Genomic DNA, 13,916 nt, shown 5'->3' with positions numbered 1-13,916 from the left:
TCACGGATCATGATATGTCAACTCAAACTCTCCCACTCCAAGGTAAAATTGCCCTCATCACTGGGGGTTCTCGCTCAATTGGTGCGGCCATCGCACAGCGTTTGGCACAAGACGGCGCATACGTTGCCATTACCTATCAAAATTCTGTGGCGCAGGCCAATTTGGTGGTAGAAAAAATTGTCGCCAATGGTGGCCAAGCCTTAGCGATTCAAGCCGATGCCGCTCAACCTGAAGCAGTACGTCAAGCTGTCGCGCGTACTGTTGAGACCTTTGGCGGATTAGATATTTTAGTCAATAACGCAGCCATTAGTGTCTTTGGTACAATTGATGAGGTGAGCTTGGCAGATTTAGAGAAAACCATGGCCACCAATGTCACAGGCGTGTTTGTTGCTACACAAGAAGCCGTACGTCATATGAGATCAGGTGGACGTGTCATTCATATTGGTTCTGCCATGACCCGCTATGCCGCCTTTGCTGGCATCTCTTTATATACCATGAGTAAAGCCGCAATTTCTGGCTTTAACCGCAGTTTAGTGCGTGATTTAGGGCCTCGCGGCATTACCAGCAATATTGTTCACCCCGGTTCCACCGATACCGATATGAACCCTGCCAATAGTGAAATGAGCCAAATGATTGTGCCGGGTATTGCCCTAGGACGTTATGCTCAATGCCATGAAATTGCCAATGTCGTAGCGTTTTTAGCCAGCCCAGAAGCTTCTTATATCACAGGCGCAGAAATTATTGCTGATGGTGGCTACACAGCCTAAGCCACCTGTGTCTAAAGTTCTTGTTACAAATACAACGTCATCCCTGCAGCGCGAGCTCTGAAACGCTCTGCATGGGGTAACAACCGATGCTTATTTAGAGTAATCACGCGCCCCAAACAATGCCGTCCCTACACGCACCATGGTTGAACCTGCGGCAATGGCCGCGTCTAAATCACCGGACATCCCCATACTCAAAGTATCCCAGTCTTGCGGTTGAGCATGCTGGTCTTTCACTGCATGAAACAAAGCCTGAGCATCATAAAAGGCTTGTGGATGATTTGGAGCCGGAATAACCATTAAACCGCGTAAGCGCAAATGGGGTAACTGGCTGATTTGCGCCACTAAATCGGCAACTTCATCTGGCGGGCAACCATCTTTTGTATCTTGACCATCAATATTCACTTGTAGACAAATATTTAAAGGTGCTTGCACGGCTTGACGTTGATTGGACAAACGCTCAGCAACAATGAAACGGTCTACGCCATGTACCCATGCAAACTTTTCAGCCAAATGCTTGGTTTTATTACGCTGCACATGACCAATAAAATGCCATTCGATATCCAAATCAGCTAAAGCATCAATTTTATCTAAAGCTTCTTGTAAATAATTTTCGCCAAAAGCACGTTGACCGGTCGCATACATTTGGGCCAAAGCTGTGCTGGGATGGGTTTTAGAAACTGCCAATAAGCTGACCTCTTGCACATCACGCCCTGCATGTTGGCAAGCCTCTGCAATCTGTTGTAAAACTTGATTTCGTGTGGCATCTAGACGATTCATAACGGCAATTCTCATTTGATAGCGGTTTTTTCACCTTCCCTTCTACTCAACTGTTGGTTAAGCCTCGAGAAAGCCTTATTATTCTAGCAAAATAATTAAGATTAATTCGTTTGGGGATTTGCATGGATATTACAGAACTTTTAGCATTTTCGGCTAAAAATGGGGCTTCAGATTTACACCTCTCAGCAGGTATGCCACCTATGATTCGTGTCGATGGTGAAGTACGTCGAATCAACTTGCCACCACTTGAGCATAAAGAAGTACACAAATTAGTGTACGACATTATGAATGACAAACAGCGCCGTGATTATGAAGAAAACTTAGAGACTGACTTTTCTTTTGAAGTCCCAGGGGTAGCACGTTTTCGTGTCAATGCCTTTAACCAAAACCGGGGTGCAGGCGCGGTGTTTCGTACCATTCCATCTAAAGTCCTCACCATGGAAGACTTAGGTATGGGCCAAATTTTTAAAGATATTTGTGAATATCCACGCGGTATTGTCTTGGTCACAGGCCCGACAGGTTCAGGTAAATCAACCACCTTAGCCGCTATGCTCGATTACATCAACGACAACCGTTATGACCATATTTTAACCGTTGAAGATCCTATTGAATTTGTGCATCAATCAAAAAAATGCCTCATCAACCAGCGTGAGGTACATCGTGATACCCATGGCTTTAACAACGCCTTGCGTTCTGCACTACGTGAAGACCCTGACATTATCTTAGTCGGTGAGATGCGTGACTTGGAAACCATTCGTTTGGCATTAACAGCTGCTGAAACTGGTCACTTGGTGTTTGGTACCCTACATACCACTTCTGCCGCAAAAACTATTGACCGTGTGATTGATGTCTTTCCTGCCGAAGAAAAAGATATGGTGCGTGCCATGCTATCAGAATCACTTCAAGCCGTTATTTCACAAACCTTACTCAAAAAAGTCGGTGGTGGCCGTGTGGCAGCACATGAAATTATGATTGGTATTCCCGCGATTCGTAACTTAATTCGTGAAAACAAAGTCGCACAGATGTATTCAGCCATTCAAACTGGTGCCAACTACGGCATGACTACCCTTGATCAAAGCCTAAAAACGTTGGTGTCTAAAGGTATTATCACCAACCAAACAGCGCGCACTGCGGCAAAACAACCTGAAAGCTTTTCATAATTCCAAAAACAATAAAAAAAATTAGGACTTTATAATGAAATTTAATGACTTACTCAATATAATGATTGAGCAAAAAGCCTCAGATATGTTTATCACTGCCGACATCGAACCCTCGATGAAGATTAACGGTGAGATCATTCCTGTGGCAAAAACCAAGCTCACTGGGGAAATTATCGAGCAGTTGGTGTTGTCCATCATGTCACCGAAACAGCGTGAAGAATTTAACCGCACCCGCGAGTGTAACTTTGCCATTACCAACCAAGAACGCACAGCCCGTTTTCGTGTCAGCGCTTTTCAGCAGCGTGATGAACCGGGGATGGTGTTACGTCGGATTGAAACCGTCATTCCAAGTATTGATGAGCTGAATTTGCCGCCTATTATGAAAGAATTGGCTATGCTCAAACGCGGTATTGTGATTTTTGTGGGGGCAACCGGTACGGGTAAATCCACTTCGCTAGCTTCATTAATTGGTTATCGTAATAAAAATTCTAAAGGTCATATTATTACCATTGAAGACCCGATTGAATTTGTGCATCAACATCAAGGCTGTATCATTACTCAGCGTGAAGTAGGCATTGATACCGAAAGTTTCGAAGTCGCGCTTAAAAACACCTTACGTCAGGCACCCGATGTCATTTTAATTGGTGAGATTCGTTCACGCGAGACCATGGACTATGCCATTGCCTTTGCCGAAACTGGTCACTTGGTTTTTGCCACCTTACATGCCAATAATGCCAACCAAGCCATTGATCGTATTGTGCATTTCTTTGACGGGGATCGCCAGAATCAAGTGTTTATGGATTTGTCGTTAAATCTGAAAGCCATTGTAGCGCAGCAATTGGTTCCTACAGTCGATGGACATACTCGCCGCGCAGCCATTGAAGTGCTGATTAATACCCCATTGGTAGCGGATCTCATTCGTGAAGGGCATGTACATAAAATCAAAGATTTAATGAAACGCTCCACTGAACTGGGCATGCAAACCTTTGACCAAGCGTTATTTGAGCTATATCAAGCCAAAATCATTAGCTACAAAGAAGCACTCAAACATGCCGACTCTGCCAATGATTTACGTTTACAAATTAAACTTTCAGAAGAAGGCGCAGGCGGCCTGATGCATGCTGCCAATAACATCACCTTTGATGCGCATTAAAAATTCAGACACAAAAAAGGCTTAACTAAGGTTAAGCCTTTTTTATTGGGTGTAGCTTATTTTTTACGGAATGCTTCTTGGCATTCTGCTGCATCGCAATAACCATACAGATTCAATGAGTGACCTGTCAGTTCAAAGCCAAATTTCTTTGCCACTTCATGCTGTTCGTTTTCAATCAAGTCATTATGGAATTCCACAACTTTGTTACAGTTTTGGCAAACCAAGTGATCGTGATGATCATCTTGCATAATTTCAAACACAGAGTGGTTGTTTTCAAAATGATGACGTTGAATAATACCTGCCGCTTCAAATTGCGTTAACACGCGATATACGGTTGCTAAACCCACGTCTTCACCTTGTTCAAGTAAAGTCTTATAAATATCTTCCGCACTTAGATGATGTTGTTTTGAATTTTCTAATAGTTCTAAGATTTTAATTCGTGGAAGGGTAACTTTCAGTCCAGCTTTACGTAAATCTTGGTTTGAAATAGGCATGAAAAAAGGTCTCTCAACAAAATCAAAGTTGGAATAGGCAATAAAGTTAAGATGCAGTATGATCTATGACCAGATCAAATGCATCATAAATAATTTGGGATAGTGTAGCAAAATGCAAAAAATTATGTTGACGTTGTTCGTCACTTCAGTGCTCGCAGGGTGTTCAACTTTGGGCGTATATAAAGTGGATATTCCTCAAGGAACGCCATTGACCCAAGCACAAGCCGCTAAAATCCAAGTCGGTATGAGTCATCAACAAGTGCGTTTTTTACTGGGCAGCCCAACTGTTACTGATCCCATGAACCCACTACGTTGGGACTATATTTACAATTATATTCCAGGTACCAATGCGAAAAAAGCCAAGATTCCAGCTGCTTCTGGTCAGCATCTGAAAGTCTATTTTAATGGCAATGGTATTGTTGAAAAAATTGAAGGTCTAGAGACCATTCCGGCTACACAACCCGGTTTACCTGCCTCTAAAGAGGCGATCTTAACAGCCCCACCACTATAGTCGCTTTAAGATAAAAAGAAACCCCTCAGTGAGGGGTTTTTTTTATGATTCCGATTGTTTAAAGCGATTTGCTCGCCCATAAATTCCAACAGGATTTTTTGCCGCGCGTTTACGACGAATATCTTTAGGATTAATGGTTAAAGCACGATAAATCTCAACCCGATCACCCACTTGCAGCACGTGTTCAAGATTCACTTTAACACCAAACACGCCCACGTTTAGCGGTTCAGGAAGGCTCGTATGCGCGGCAATAGCACTGCTTTGAATCGCATCTGCTACTGTCATGCCTTCGACAAAATCTAAAGCAATATGAAACTGTGCATCAGGGGCAGCATAAGCCACCCAAACCTGATTTTGACTCATACTAATTTTCCAAGCAAAGCAATCATCGCCACAAGAATCGACAGCGGTAACACAATACGCATGGCAATACGCCACAGGTTATAGGTTGCTTCACTGCTAAAATTCAGCGCTTTACGTAGATGACTGATCTTCATCATCCAACCTGCAAAAATTGCATAAATTAAACAAATGATTAAGCCCCACACTAGCAGTGCAATATTAAATACCCCAGCGAGCATTGGAATAGCCCAGATCAATAGAGCAACTGCCACAACCGCCCATTGAATTGGGGCAATCATTTGGCGTTCAGCCAATTGCTGACGAGCAAGGCTTAGCAATAATGCTGAACCTGTAACTACACTCACCACAAAGGCCAGCGCTGGAATTTGGCTATTGGCAATAAAGAAACCAAAAGCGCCAACTGCTAAAAGCTGAGCAATCCATATCGGTAATACAGTTGTCGTCGCTGCATCGCTTTGTTTGACTTGGCCTAGGCTGACTTGCGAATACACACCTAAACCTAAACCACTGGCCACCAATGCTAAAACTGTAGCTGCGCCCCACTCACCAAACTCAAGTGCAGTAAATTGCCAAGTCGGTAATTGCTCACCGAGCACGATTGACAAGCCTAGAGATGCCACTACACCGAGTAAAGTCAGTATGACAATCACTTGACGCGGTGCTAAAGATAAAGCCAAAGCCGCTACAGCTAAACCTGCAAATACAGCTAAATGACTAATCTCGTTAAACTGTGTCAACATATTTGAAGCATTAAACAACATACCGCCTGCTAAAAACGGCATAAATACCACAGCCAGCCAACCGACCAAGCGCCACTGCGCTGAGGCATCGGCATCACGGGTTAAACCAGACAAAGCATTTAAAGCTGTGGTTTTACTGCGTTTAGCCAGCGCCACTTCCATATACGTAATTGGCAGCGCTAAGACCAACATCGTCCCCAACCACAACAACCAGAAATCCAGTTGACGCTCAGCGCCAATACCTAAAATTGGCGCGAGTGTGGCAATAATGATAAACGATAAACAAAATGCCATCAGCGGTGATAGCCATCGAGACATCGCGTTGTCGTGCATGATGCTTTCCTAATAAAAATCTAGCGCTATTTTGCCGTTGTCATGACCAAAAAGCAAAACCCAAACAAAGAAAAAGCAAAGCATCCCTAGATACCTTGCTTGGCTGAAAGTTTTATCATTTTGCTTTATTTTTATAGGATTCGACGGTTATGAAAAGAAACGCGCAAACCAATTTTTACCTTTTTTCTTTTCTTTTTCTTTGATAATCCCCATCATATTTTCTTTGACGGCACCAACATAATCTGCATCATCATGTTGAATATGATTAATTAACCATTTTGACAAAATATCATGCAGTTCTGTTTCAATCGCATGGCCTTGTTCATAACGATCACGATAACTTTCAATCTTTTTAATAAATAAATCATGTACACGTTTATGCGGTACACGATATTTATAGCCTGCTTCTTCTTGTAATGATTCTTCAAAGGTAAAATGTGACTGCGTATAATCAATAATGTTATTTAGAATTGAACGAATACGTGTACGATCAGTATTTACACCAATACTGTCAATTTCATTAATGTAGTCGAGAATACGGCGGTGTTGCTCGTCAATAACGTCAATGCCAGTATTATATTCTGGAATCCATTTCATTTTCATACGACTACCTATTGATATCCCCAAATTCGTTAAAATTGATCATATATTGATTTAAATAGAATAAAAATGAAGCGATTTAGTAGGAATTATCCAAGAAATTAAGTTTTTTTAATAAAGTACTGATTTTAATAGTTTTTATATTTTAAGTTGAGTAAAAACCTCAGATATTTTTTAACCACTTTTGATTTTAAATCATGATTTTTTTATTTTAAAAACATCAAGTTGCTATTTTAAATAGCAACTTGATTGTGTCATTTAATATTGATCTGCTCGTGTAACACGTTTTAAGGCTGGATTTAAGCGCTCACGTTCTAAACGCTCCACAAACGTCATTTGATTTTTAATGGGTTGACCGTCTTTAAATAATCGCATTTCACCCGGTTGAAAAGCAGACCACGTCTCATTTTGGGTCAGTGGTTCTGTGGTAATGACTGCAACCCGGTCTTCAGGTGTAGTCACCTGACTAAAATCCACTTCGACATCTAAATCAATTAATTGTGCCGGTTGAAATGGGTACTCACGCACTAACCAATGCAATTTGGTGATGTTATAGGCAAATAAAGCTTGGCCATTGGAAAGACAAAAATTAAAGGTGCCATGTTCAGCAATGCTTGGTGAAATCTCAACCAATAAATCAAAAATTTGCTCAAGCGATGGCTCATCATAACCAAAGCGTAGCACCAGTTGCTCCAGTAAATAACAAAATGCCAATTCGCTATCGGTATTGCCAACAGGAGTAAAACGACCACTTAGGCGCGGATTAAAATCATGTAAATCGCCATTATGGGCAAAAATCCATTGTCTGCCCCATAGTTCACGGCTAAACGGATGCGAGTTTTCTAAATTAATTTTGCCTTGCGTGGCTTTACGAATATGCGCAATCACATTGCGTGATTTAATCGGATAATTACGAATTAATTCCGCAATCGGTGATTCAACTGCGGATTGGTTATCAACAAATAAACGACAGGCTTTATCTTCGAAAAAGGCGATACCAAAGCCATCACAATGGTCTGAGGTAATCCCTGCACGCTGGGAAAAGCCACGAAATGAGAAGGTAATGTCTGTAGGTGTGGCACAGTTCATTCCAAGTAATTGGCACATAATATCTTCTCATCGGGCTAACTAATTTTTGCTATTGTGCATGACTATATAGCGCTTTTCAAATCACTATTTCTAATTTTTATCAATCACTTTAGCCATAAAAAAGCCTCCCTAAGGGAGGCTTTCATTTTATTCAGCTGCTTTTTTTGCCTGACGATTGGTGATCAAAGTCCCTACACCGTGATCGGTAAAGATCTCAAGTAAAGTGGCATGTGGTACACGGCCATCGACAATATGTGCGCTCACCACACCGCCTTTTACAGCATCTAGCGCACAACCTACTTTTGGAATCATACCGCCATAAATCACGCCAGTTTCAATCAAACGATCCACTTCTTGGGTGCTTAAACCAGTGAGTAGATTTTTATTTTCATCTAATACACCGCTAATGTTGGTGAGTAGAATCAATTTTTCAGCACCTAAAGCTTCTGCGACTTTACCTGCGACTAGATCGGCATTGATATTGTAAGTGTTACCTTCTTCATCCACACCTAGTGGCGCAATGACAGGAATAAAGTCACTTTGGGTAAACATTTCTAGTACGTCAGTTTTTACACCCACCACTTCACCCACTAAACCAAGATCGATCTCTTTGATTGAGCCATCTTCTTGGTTTTTTTTCATGAGTAATTTATGCGCACGGAGTAAATTACCGTCTTTACCCGTTAGACCAATGGCACGACCACCGTGTTTGTTAATCAAGTTCACAATTGATTTATTAACGCTGCCGCCTAAAACCATTTCCACCACTTCCATGGTTGCAGGGTCAGTAACGCGCATACCGTCAATACGATCAGATTCACGGCCGAGCTGTTTTAAAAATGAATCGACTTGTGGTCCACCACCGTGAACTACAATCGGATTTAAACCTACTGTTTTGAGTAATACGATGTCACGCGCAAATGAGCTTTCCAGCTCAGGGTCAGTCATTGCATTGCCACCATATTTTACCACCAGCGTTTTACCTGAAAAACGTTGAATATACGGCAAAGCTTCGGTTAAAACTTGTGCTTTGTCGAGGCCAGTATGTTGATGTGGCATGTGCCGCTCCTTATTTGGCGTTTAAGATATCTTGTGCAATTTGTGGATAATGTGCTTGAAGCATGGTGGCAAAGGTATCACGGATTGCATCTAGACGCTCAGGATTCTGGGCATCAAAGCGTACCGTAAAGTATTCACCTGTATTAGATGCGCGAATAATGCCAAAACCATCTGCAAAATCAAGCCTTACCCCATCAATTTGACTTAAATGCGCGCCCGATTGCTCACTTGCATCTGCCACAATGTTTAAAACGTGTTTAGGGTCTTGCTGATAGGTACTAATATAAGTGTCTTCGGTACTACAACGCTCAGGATAGTCAGCAAGGGCTTGTGAGATGGTGATATTGTGCTGTTCAATGTATTCTAAAATGCGTAGTGCCGCATATAGGCCATCATCGTAACCAAAACCACGCCCATCATTAAATACATAATGCCCTGCGTATTCACCACCAAATACCGCTTGTCCCTTGGACTGAGCTAAATATTGACGTAAGAATGTACTCCCCGTACGAATCATTTTGGCTTTGCCCCCTGCATCCTGCACACTATGCGCCACCAGGTTAGAACATTTCACATCAAACACCACTTCATGCTGTGGATGCTCCAACAAACAGATTTTGGCAAACAATACCATTAATCGATCGGCGGAAATAATATTGGCTTGTTCATCCACAATCACCACACGGTCGCCATCGCCATCTAAGGCAATCCCTATATCGGCCTGATGTGCTAAGACCTGTTGCTGTAGCGTGACTAAATGTGCCGCTTGCGATGGGTCAGGTGCATGGTCAGGAAATTCACCATTGGCCTTACAGCGCAGTTGAATGACTTCACACCCTAGCTTTTCTAATACTAAGGCTGCACAGCGCCCTGCCGCACCATGTAATCCATCTAAGACCACCTTAAATGTAGTCTGCAGTTTAATATCATCTAAGATCCCTTGTTGGTAATCCAAACAATATTTGACCACCACGGTATGCGGTTCATGTTCTAGCTCAATTTTTTGTGTAGGCTGAAAATGTGGTTTTGCCCATGTCGCCACTTGCTGAATCATCTCAGGCGTCGGTGGTTCACCTTGAATAATCCACTTAATACCGTTATCTGATTTTGGATTATGGCTGGCAGTGACCATAATGCCATTGCCATTAAAATGCCGTGCCGCATAGTACAAAGCCGGGCTAGCACAGCAGCCCATCAACTCTGCATGTAAACCGTGTTGCTGACAAATGGTTTGAATCAGCTTGGCATACGCTGGACTGCTTAAACGCGCATCATAACCAATCACCAATTCAGTCTGGCCTGCTGCTTGATACTGACGTGCCAAAGCCTGAGCAATGGCAAACACTAACTCAGGCGATAATAGGCTTACTTTACCGCGAATATCGTAAGCGCGAAAAATATGTGCAGGAAACGCAGCAGGTCTATTCATAGGAAAATTTAATTAAAGTGAGATTAGAGGTGTATATAATCAAAATAAAATGTGTATAAATTTTTGGATATTGTTTTAATCTATTTAACGCAATTTTTCAATTAAAAAACGATGAAGCTCAACACAATGAGCCTCATCGCTTACAGAATTAGTTTTGACCTGTGTGACCAAAACCACCTGCACCACGTTCAGTGGCAACAAATTCATCTACCATTTCAAATTGTGCTTGTACCACAGGTACCAACACATATTGTGCTAAACGCTCGCCGGGTTCTAAGCTAAAGGCAGTTTGGCTACGGTTCCAAACCGATACCATCAGTTCACCTTGGTAGTCTGAATCAATAAGACCGACTAAGTTACCCAAAACGATGCCGTGTTTATGACCTAAACCTGAACGTGGCAAAATTAAACCAGCAAAGTTCACATCTTCGATGTAAATGGATAAACCCGTTTTAACTAATACGGTTTGACCTGGTTCAATCACCGTAGTTTCATTCACGCAAGCACGTAAATCTAAACCTGCTGAACCTTGGGTGGCATAGCTTGGCATTGGCCACTCAGTACCTAAACGTGAATCTAAAACTTTAACTTGAACTTTCATGTAAATTCCTAAGCAATGGGAGTTAGCGCTTAATCAGCGCACGTAAGTTTTCTAAATAATGTTGGGCTTGTAATTTAGGATCAACATTGCTGATCTTTTTCTTACGACCAAGCCAATCTAAATCATCTTGCGGTAATTCATCTAAGAAACGGCTTGGCGTCATTTGTTTCATTTGGCCACCGGCTTTACGTTGTTCAGCTAAGGTGATGGTCAAACCTTGACGGGCACGGGTAATGCCCACATACATTAAACGACGCTCTTCTTCGACGGTTTCTGCGGCAATTGAGTTTTTATGCGGCAGAATTTCTTCTTCTAAGCCAATCATATATACATAAGGGAACTCGAGCCCTTTGGCAGCATGTAAGGTCATTAAATTGACTTTATCGGTGTCTTGCTCTTCTTGCTGTTGCTCGAGCATATCTAACAGCACCATTTTACGAATCACACTTTCAATGTTCTTTTCATCAACATCTTCAGCGCGGTTAATTAGGCTTTGAATGCTGCTGTACAATACTTCAATGTTATCCAGCTTGGTTTTCTCTTGCGCAGGCGTTGCCGCTTGCTCTTTGATGTAATCGATATAACCCGCTTCATTCATCATCTGACGAATAATCGGGACTGGTTCATCATCTTCAAGCAAGTTACGGGTAAAACCGTCTAAAAACTCATAAAACTCAAGGAGTTGAGAAGTGGCTTTTTTAGGTAAGGATAAACTTAAGCGTTGATCACCTGCCGCAGCCAATAATGACTGATTGGTTTCTTGGGCAAATAGACCTAATTTTTCTAGCGTCACAGGGCCAATGGCGCGTTTTGGCGTGTTAATAATACGTAAGAAGGCACTGTCATCTTCAGGATTAATAATCAAACGCAAATAGCTCATCACGTCTTTAATTTCTGCCCGTGCGAAGAAGGATTGACCGCCTGATAATTTATATGGAATCTGCATTTGACGCAGCTGGGTTTCTAATATACGCGCTTGGAAGTTACCACGGTATAAAATCGCATAATCTTTCCAAGATTTACCTTGCATCAGTTTATGAGTGAGTAAATCTTTGACCACGCGTTCCGCTTCATCATCGTCATTACGGCAGGTAATCACCCGAATGGCTTCGCCATGACCTTTATCTGACCACAGTTTTTTGTCAAAAATATGCGGGTTATTTTCAATCACCGAGTTTGCCGCTTTTAAAATTCGGCTAGTGGAGCGGTAATTTTGTTCCAGTTTAATGACTTTTAAATTATGAAAGTCTTCTTTAAGCTGCGCCATGTTTTCAGGCTTAGCGCCACGCCATGCGTAAATCGATTGGTCATCATCACCCACAGCAGTGAATTGTCCCATCACCCCCACCAGTAATTTGACTAAAATATACTGCGCGGTGTTGGTGTCTTGATATTCATCCACCAATAAATAGCGCACGCGATTTTGCCATTTATCGCGCACTTCTGCATTGTCTTGTAAAAGACGGGTTGGCATGACAATTAAGTCATCAAAATCCACAGCGTTATAAGCACGTAAATTACGCTCATACAGCTGATATAAATGGGCAAACTGGACATCTTCTGGGGTTTCGCAAGTGCTATGGGCTTGCTCTGGTGCAATCAGATCGTTTTTCCAATCGGAAATTTTCTTCATGGCTTTGGCAATTAAATCTTTGCTTTCTGCACCTGATAAATTGTCACGGTGCATCAAATCCATCAAGATGCGCTTACAGTCATCGGCATCTAAAATCGAAAAATTGTTTTTCAACGGGGTATGTTTGAGTTCTAAACGCAGTAGATTCAAACCAAAGGTATGGAAGGTCGAAACTGACAAACCTTTCGCCTCTTCACGCGATAACAACTTGGCTACACGCTCTTTCATTTCGCGTGCGGCTTTATTGGTAAAGGTCATAGCGGTAATTTTATACGCCGGAATACCACAATTTTGCACCAAATGGGCAATCTTACGGGTAATCACCGAGGTTTTGCCTGAACCTGCGCCTGCAAGTACTAACAAGGGTCCTTGAGTGTATTTCATGGCTTCAAGTTGCTTGTCATTGAGTTGACTTGCGGTCGACATATTCAATCCTCTTTGCGTGTAGGCGCTGATTATAGTCGGCAAAATCAGGATTGCCTAATTAAAAAAATGAACTCGATGGCATAAAAAAACCACCCGAAGGTGGTTTTTAAATTTACCTCAACAAACTTAGTTTGCTGTTTCGTAAACTGTGATTTCTACACGGCGGTTTTGTTCACGGCCCGCAGCAGTTGAGTTGCTTGCGATCGGTGAAGTTGAACCATAGCCACGTGCTGTCATACGACCTGCAGAGATGCCTTGACCCGCTAAGTAGTTAAGTACTGAATTGGCACGGTTTTGTGACAATGGGTTGTTGATTGCATCTGTACCTGTGTTGTCTGTATGACCGTGAATCACAAGCGCTAACTTGTTTGATGCACCATCTTCACGAAGTACTTTTGCAACATCATTTAACGCAGCTTGGAATTGCGGTTGAACAGTTGATGAATTCGTTGCAAATGTTACAGATGGCATCACAAGATTGATTGAACCGTCTTGGTTACGATCCACATCAATACCCGTACCTGCTAATTCTTCTTTTAAGCGCTTTTCTTTACGATCAAGAAGAAGGCCCGCACCTGCGCCAACCACTGCACCAATGGCAGCTGCTTGACCCATTTTATCTTTATCTGCATTGCTTTTTGCAATCAGTGCACCTGCACCTGCGCCGAGCACTGTACCAAGAGCTGCTTTGTCATATTCCATGTTTTGGCAACCTGAAAGTGCCAATGCCCCTGCTACTGCTGTAATCAATAGTGCACGCATAGCATGCCTCCTTTATTGG

At 42.3% G+C, this 13,916-nt stretch carries 15 protein-coding genes; 4 read left to right on the top strand and 11 right to left on the bottom strand.

Features of this window, described 5'->3' with window-relative positions; all coding sequences use genetic code 11:
* The first annotated feature begins 14 nt into the window (after window positions 1-14).
* Window positions 15-767, top strand: coding sequence for a 3-oxoacyl-ACP reductase family protein (locus tag AC5YCI_RS14100; RefSeq protein ID WP_496130349.1), 753 nt, complete (start codon window positions 15-17; stop codon window positions 765-767).
* Between the two features lie 90 nt (window positions 768-857).
* On the opposite strand, the gene AC5YCI_RS14095 is transcribed toward AC5YCI_RS14100, so the two are convergent.
* Complete coding sequence (locus AC5YCI_RS14095) at window positions 858-1,544, bottom strand: YggS family pyridoxal phosphate-dependent enzyme (RefSeq protein ID WP_496130374.1); 687 nt, start codon at window positions 1,542-1,544, stop codon at window positions 858-860.
* 122 nt (window positions 1,545-1,666) lie between these two features.
* On the opposite strand from AC5YCI_RS14095, the gene AC5YCI_RS14090 reads away from it, so the two are divergent.
* Window positions 1,667-2,704, top strand: a complete 1,038-nt coding sequence (locus AC5YCI_RS14090; protein ID WP_496175731.1) for a type IV pilus twitching motility protein PilT — start codon at window positions 1,667-1,669, stop codon at window positions 2,702-2,704.
* Window positions 2,705-2,738: 34 nt separating this feature from the next.
* Entirely contained in the window at window positions 2,739-3,857 is a 1,119-nt protein-coding gene (locus AC5YCI_RS14085; RefSeq protein ID WP_496130351.1) for a PilT/PilU family type 4a pilus ATPase, read from the top strand.
* Between the two features lie 56 nt (window positions 3,858-3,913).
* On the opposite strand, the gene fur is transcribed toward AC5YCI_RS14085, so the two are convergent.
* A complete protein-coding gene (fur, locus tag AC5YCI_RS14080) occupies window positions 3,914-4,351 on the bottom strand; it encodes a ferric iron uptake transcriptional regulator (RefSeq protein ID WP_496130352.1) in 438 nt (145 codons plus the stop codon).
* Between the two features lie 112 nt (window positions 4,352-4,463).
* Here fur and AC5YCI_RS14075 point away from each other — a divergent pair, with 112 nt between their 5' ends.
* Complete coding sequence (locus AC5YCI_RS14075) at window positions 4,464-4,862, top strand: outer membrane protein assembly factor BamE (protein ID WP_122901692.1); 399 nt, start codon at window positions 4,464-4,466, stop codon at window positions 4,860-4,862.
* Between the two features lie 42 nt (window positions 4,863-4,904).
* Here the strand turns inward: AC5YCI_RS14075 and AC5YCI_RS14070 are convergent, their stop codons facing one another.
* The 9 genes from AC5YCI_RS14070 to AC5YCI_RS14030 form a co-directional block, all read right to left on the bottom strand.
* Window positions 4,905-5,225, bottom strand: a complete 321-nt coding sequence (locus AC5YCI_RS14070) for an RnfH family protein (RefSeq protein WP_496130353.1) — start codon at window positions 5,223-5,225, stop codon at window positions 4,905-4,907.
* Window positions 5,222-6,298 (bottom strand): hypothetical protein, encoded by a 1,077-nt coding sequence (locus AC5YCI_RS14065; RefSeq protein WP_496130354.1) that lies wholly within the window; start codon window positions 6,296-6,298, stop codon window positions 5,222-5,224. Before AC5YCI_RS14065 ends, AC5YCI_RS14070 begins: the two co-directional genes overlap by 4 nt.
* Before the next feature lie 147 nt (window positions 6,299-6,445).
* Entirely contained in the window at window positions 6,446-6,901 is a 456-nt protein-coding gene (locus AC5YCI_RS14060) for a bacteriohemerythrin (RefSeq protein WP_496130355.1), read from the bottom strand.
* Between the two features lie 255 nt (window positions 6,902-7,156).
* Window positions 7,157-8,005 carry a class II glutamine amidotransferase gene (locus tag AC5YCI_RS14055; RefSeq protein WP_496130356.1) on the bottom strand — a complete coding sequence of 283 codons (849 nt, stop codon included), beginning with the start codon at window positions 8,003-8,005 and terminating at the stop codon, window positions 7,157-7,159.
* A gap of 129 nt (window positions 8,006-8,134) precedes the next feature.
* Window positions 8,135-9,046 (bottom strand): acetylglutamate kinase, encoded by a 912-nt coding sequence (argB, locus tag AC5YCI_RS14050; RefSeq protein ID WP_496130357.1) that lies wholly within the window; start codon window positions 9,044-9,046, stop codon window positions 8,135-8,137.
* Between the two features lie 10 nt (window positions 9,047-9,056).
* Window positions 9,057-10,475, bottom strand: a complete 1,419-nt coding sequence (locus AC5YCI_RS14045; protein WP_496130358.1) for a phosphomannomutase/phosphoglucomutase — start codon at window positions 10,473-10,475, stop codon at window positions 9,057-9,059.
* A gap of 148 nt (window positions 10,476-10,623) precedes the next feature.
* Window positions 10,624-11,076: a dUTP diphosphatase gene (gene dut / locus AC5YCI_RS14040; RefSeq protein ID WP_496130359.1), complete on the bottom strand. Its 453-nt coding sequence runs from the start codon at window positions 11,074-11,076 to the stop codon at window positions 10,624-10,626.
* Window positions 11,077-11,098: 22 nt separating this feature from the next.
* On the bottom strand, window positions 11,099-13,135 hold the full coding sequence (gene rep / locus AC5YCI_RS14035; protein WP_496130360.1) for a DNA helicase Rep: 2,037 nt from the start codon (window positions 13,133-13,135) through the stop codon (window positions 11,099-11,101).
* Between the two features lie 126 nt (window positions 13,136-13,261).
* Window positions 13,262-13,897 (bottom strand): YiaD family glycine zipper/OmpA-like lipoprotein, encoded by a 636-nt coding sequence (locus tag AC5YCI_RS14030; RefSeq protein ID WP_496130361.1) that lies wholly within the window; start codon window positions 13,895-13,897, stop codon window positions 13,262-13,264.
* Window positions 13,898-13,916: the final 19 nt, after the last annotated feature.

The organism is Acinetobacter sp. CY17 (assembly GCF_059515825.1).
Note: the sequence above shows the minus strand (reverse complement) of the source record. Positions and strands in the feature narration are given on the sequence as shown.

Coding starts and splice junctions, on each gene's coding strand:
- AC5YCI_RS14060 (WP_496130355.1), bottom strand. CDS start 6,901: ATGAAAATGAAATGGATTCCAGAATATAATACTGGCATTGACGTTATT.
- rep (WP_496130360.1), bottom strand. CDS start 13,135: ATGTCGACCGCAAGTCAACTCAATGACAAGCAACTTGAAGCCATGAAA.
- argB (WP_496130357.1), bottom strand. CDS start 9,046: ATGCCACATCAACATACTGGCCTCGACAAAGCACAAGTTTTAACCGAA.
- AC5YCI_RS14075 (WP_122901692.1), top strand. CDS start 4,464: ATGCAAAAAATTATGTTGACGTTGTTCGTCACTTCAGTGCTCGCAGGG.
- AC5YCI_RS14070 (WP_496130353.1), bottom strand. CDS start 5,225: ATGAGTCAAAATCAGGTTTGGGTGGCTTATGCTGCCCCTGATGCACAG.
- AC5YCI_RS14055 (WP_496130356.1), bottom strand. CDS start 8,005: ATGTGCCAATTACTTGGAATGAACTGTGCCACACCTACAGACATTACC.
- AC5YCI_RS14045 (WP_496130358.1), bottom strand. CDS start 10,475: ATGAATAGACCTGCTGCGTTTCCTGCACATATTTTTCGCGCTTACGAT.
- AC5YCI_RS14065 (WP_496130354.1), bottom strand. CDS start 6,298: ATGCACGACAACGCGATGTCTCGATGGCTATCACCGCTGATGGCATTT.
- dut (WP_496130359.1), bottom strand. CDS start 11,076: ATGAAAGTTCAAGTTAAAGTTTTAGATTCACGTTTAGGTACTGAGTGG.
- AC5YCI_RS14090 (WP_496175731.1), top strand. CDS start 1,667: ATGGATATTACAGAACTTTTAGCATTTTCGGCTAAAAATGGGGCTTCA.
- AC5YCI_RS14100 (WP_496130349.1), top strand. CDS start 15: ATGTCAACTCAAACTCTCCCACTCCAAGGTAAAATTGCCCTCATCACT.
- AC5YCI_RS14085 (WP_496130351.1), top strand. CDS start 2,739: ATGAAATTTAATGACTTACTCAATATAATGATTGAGCAAAAAGCCTCA.
- fur (WP_496130352.1), bottom strand. CDS start 4,351: ATGCCTATTTCAAACCAAGATTTACGTAAAGCTGGACTGAAAGTTACC.
- AC5YCI_RS14030 (WP_496130361.1), bottom strand. CDS start 13,897: ATGCGTGCACTATTGATTACAGCAGTAGCAGGGGCATTGGCACTTTCA.
- AC5YCI_RS14095 (WP_496130374.1), bottom strand. CDS start 1,544: ATGAATCGTCTAGATGCCACACGAAATCAAGTTTTACAACAGATTGCA.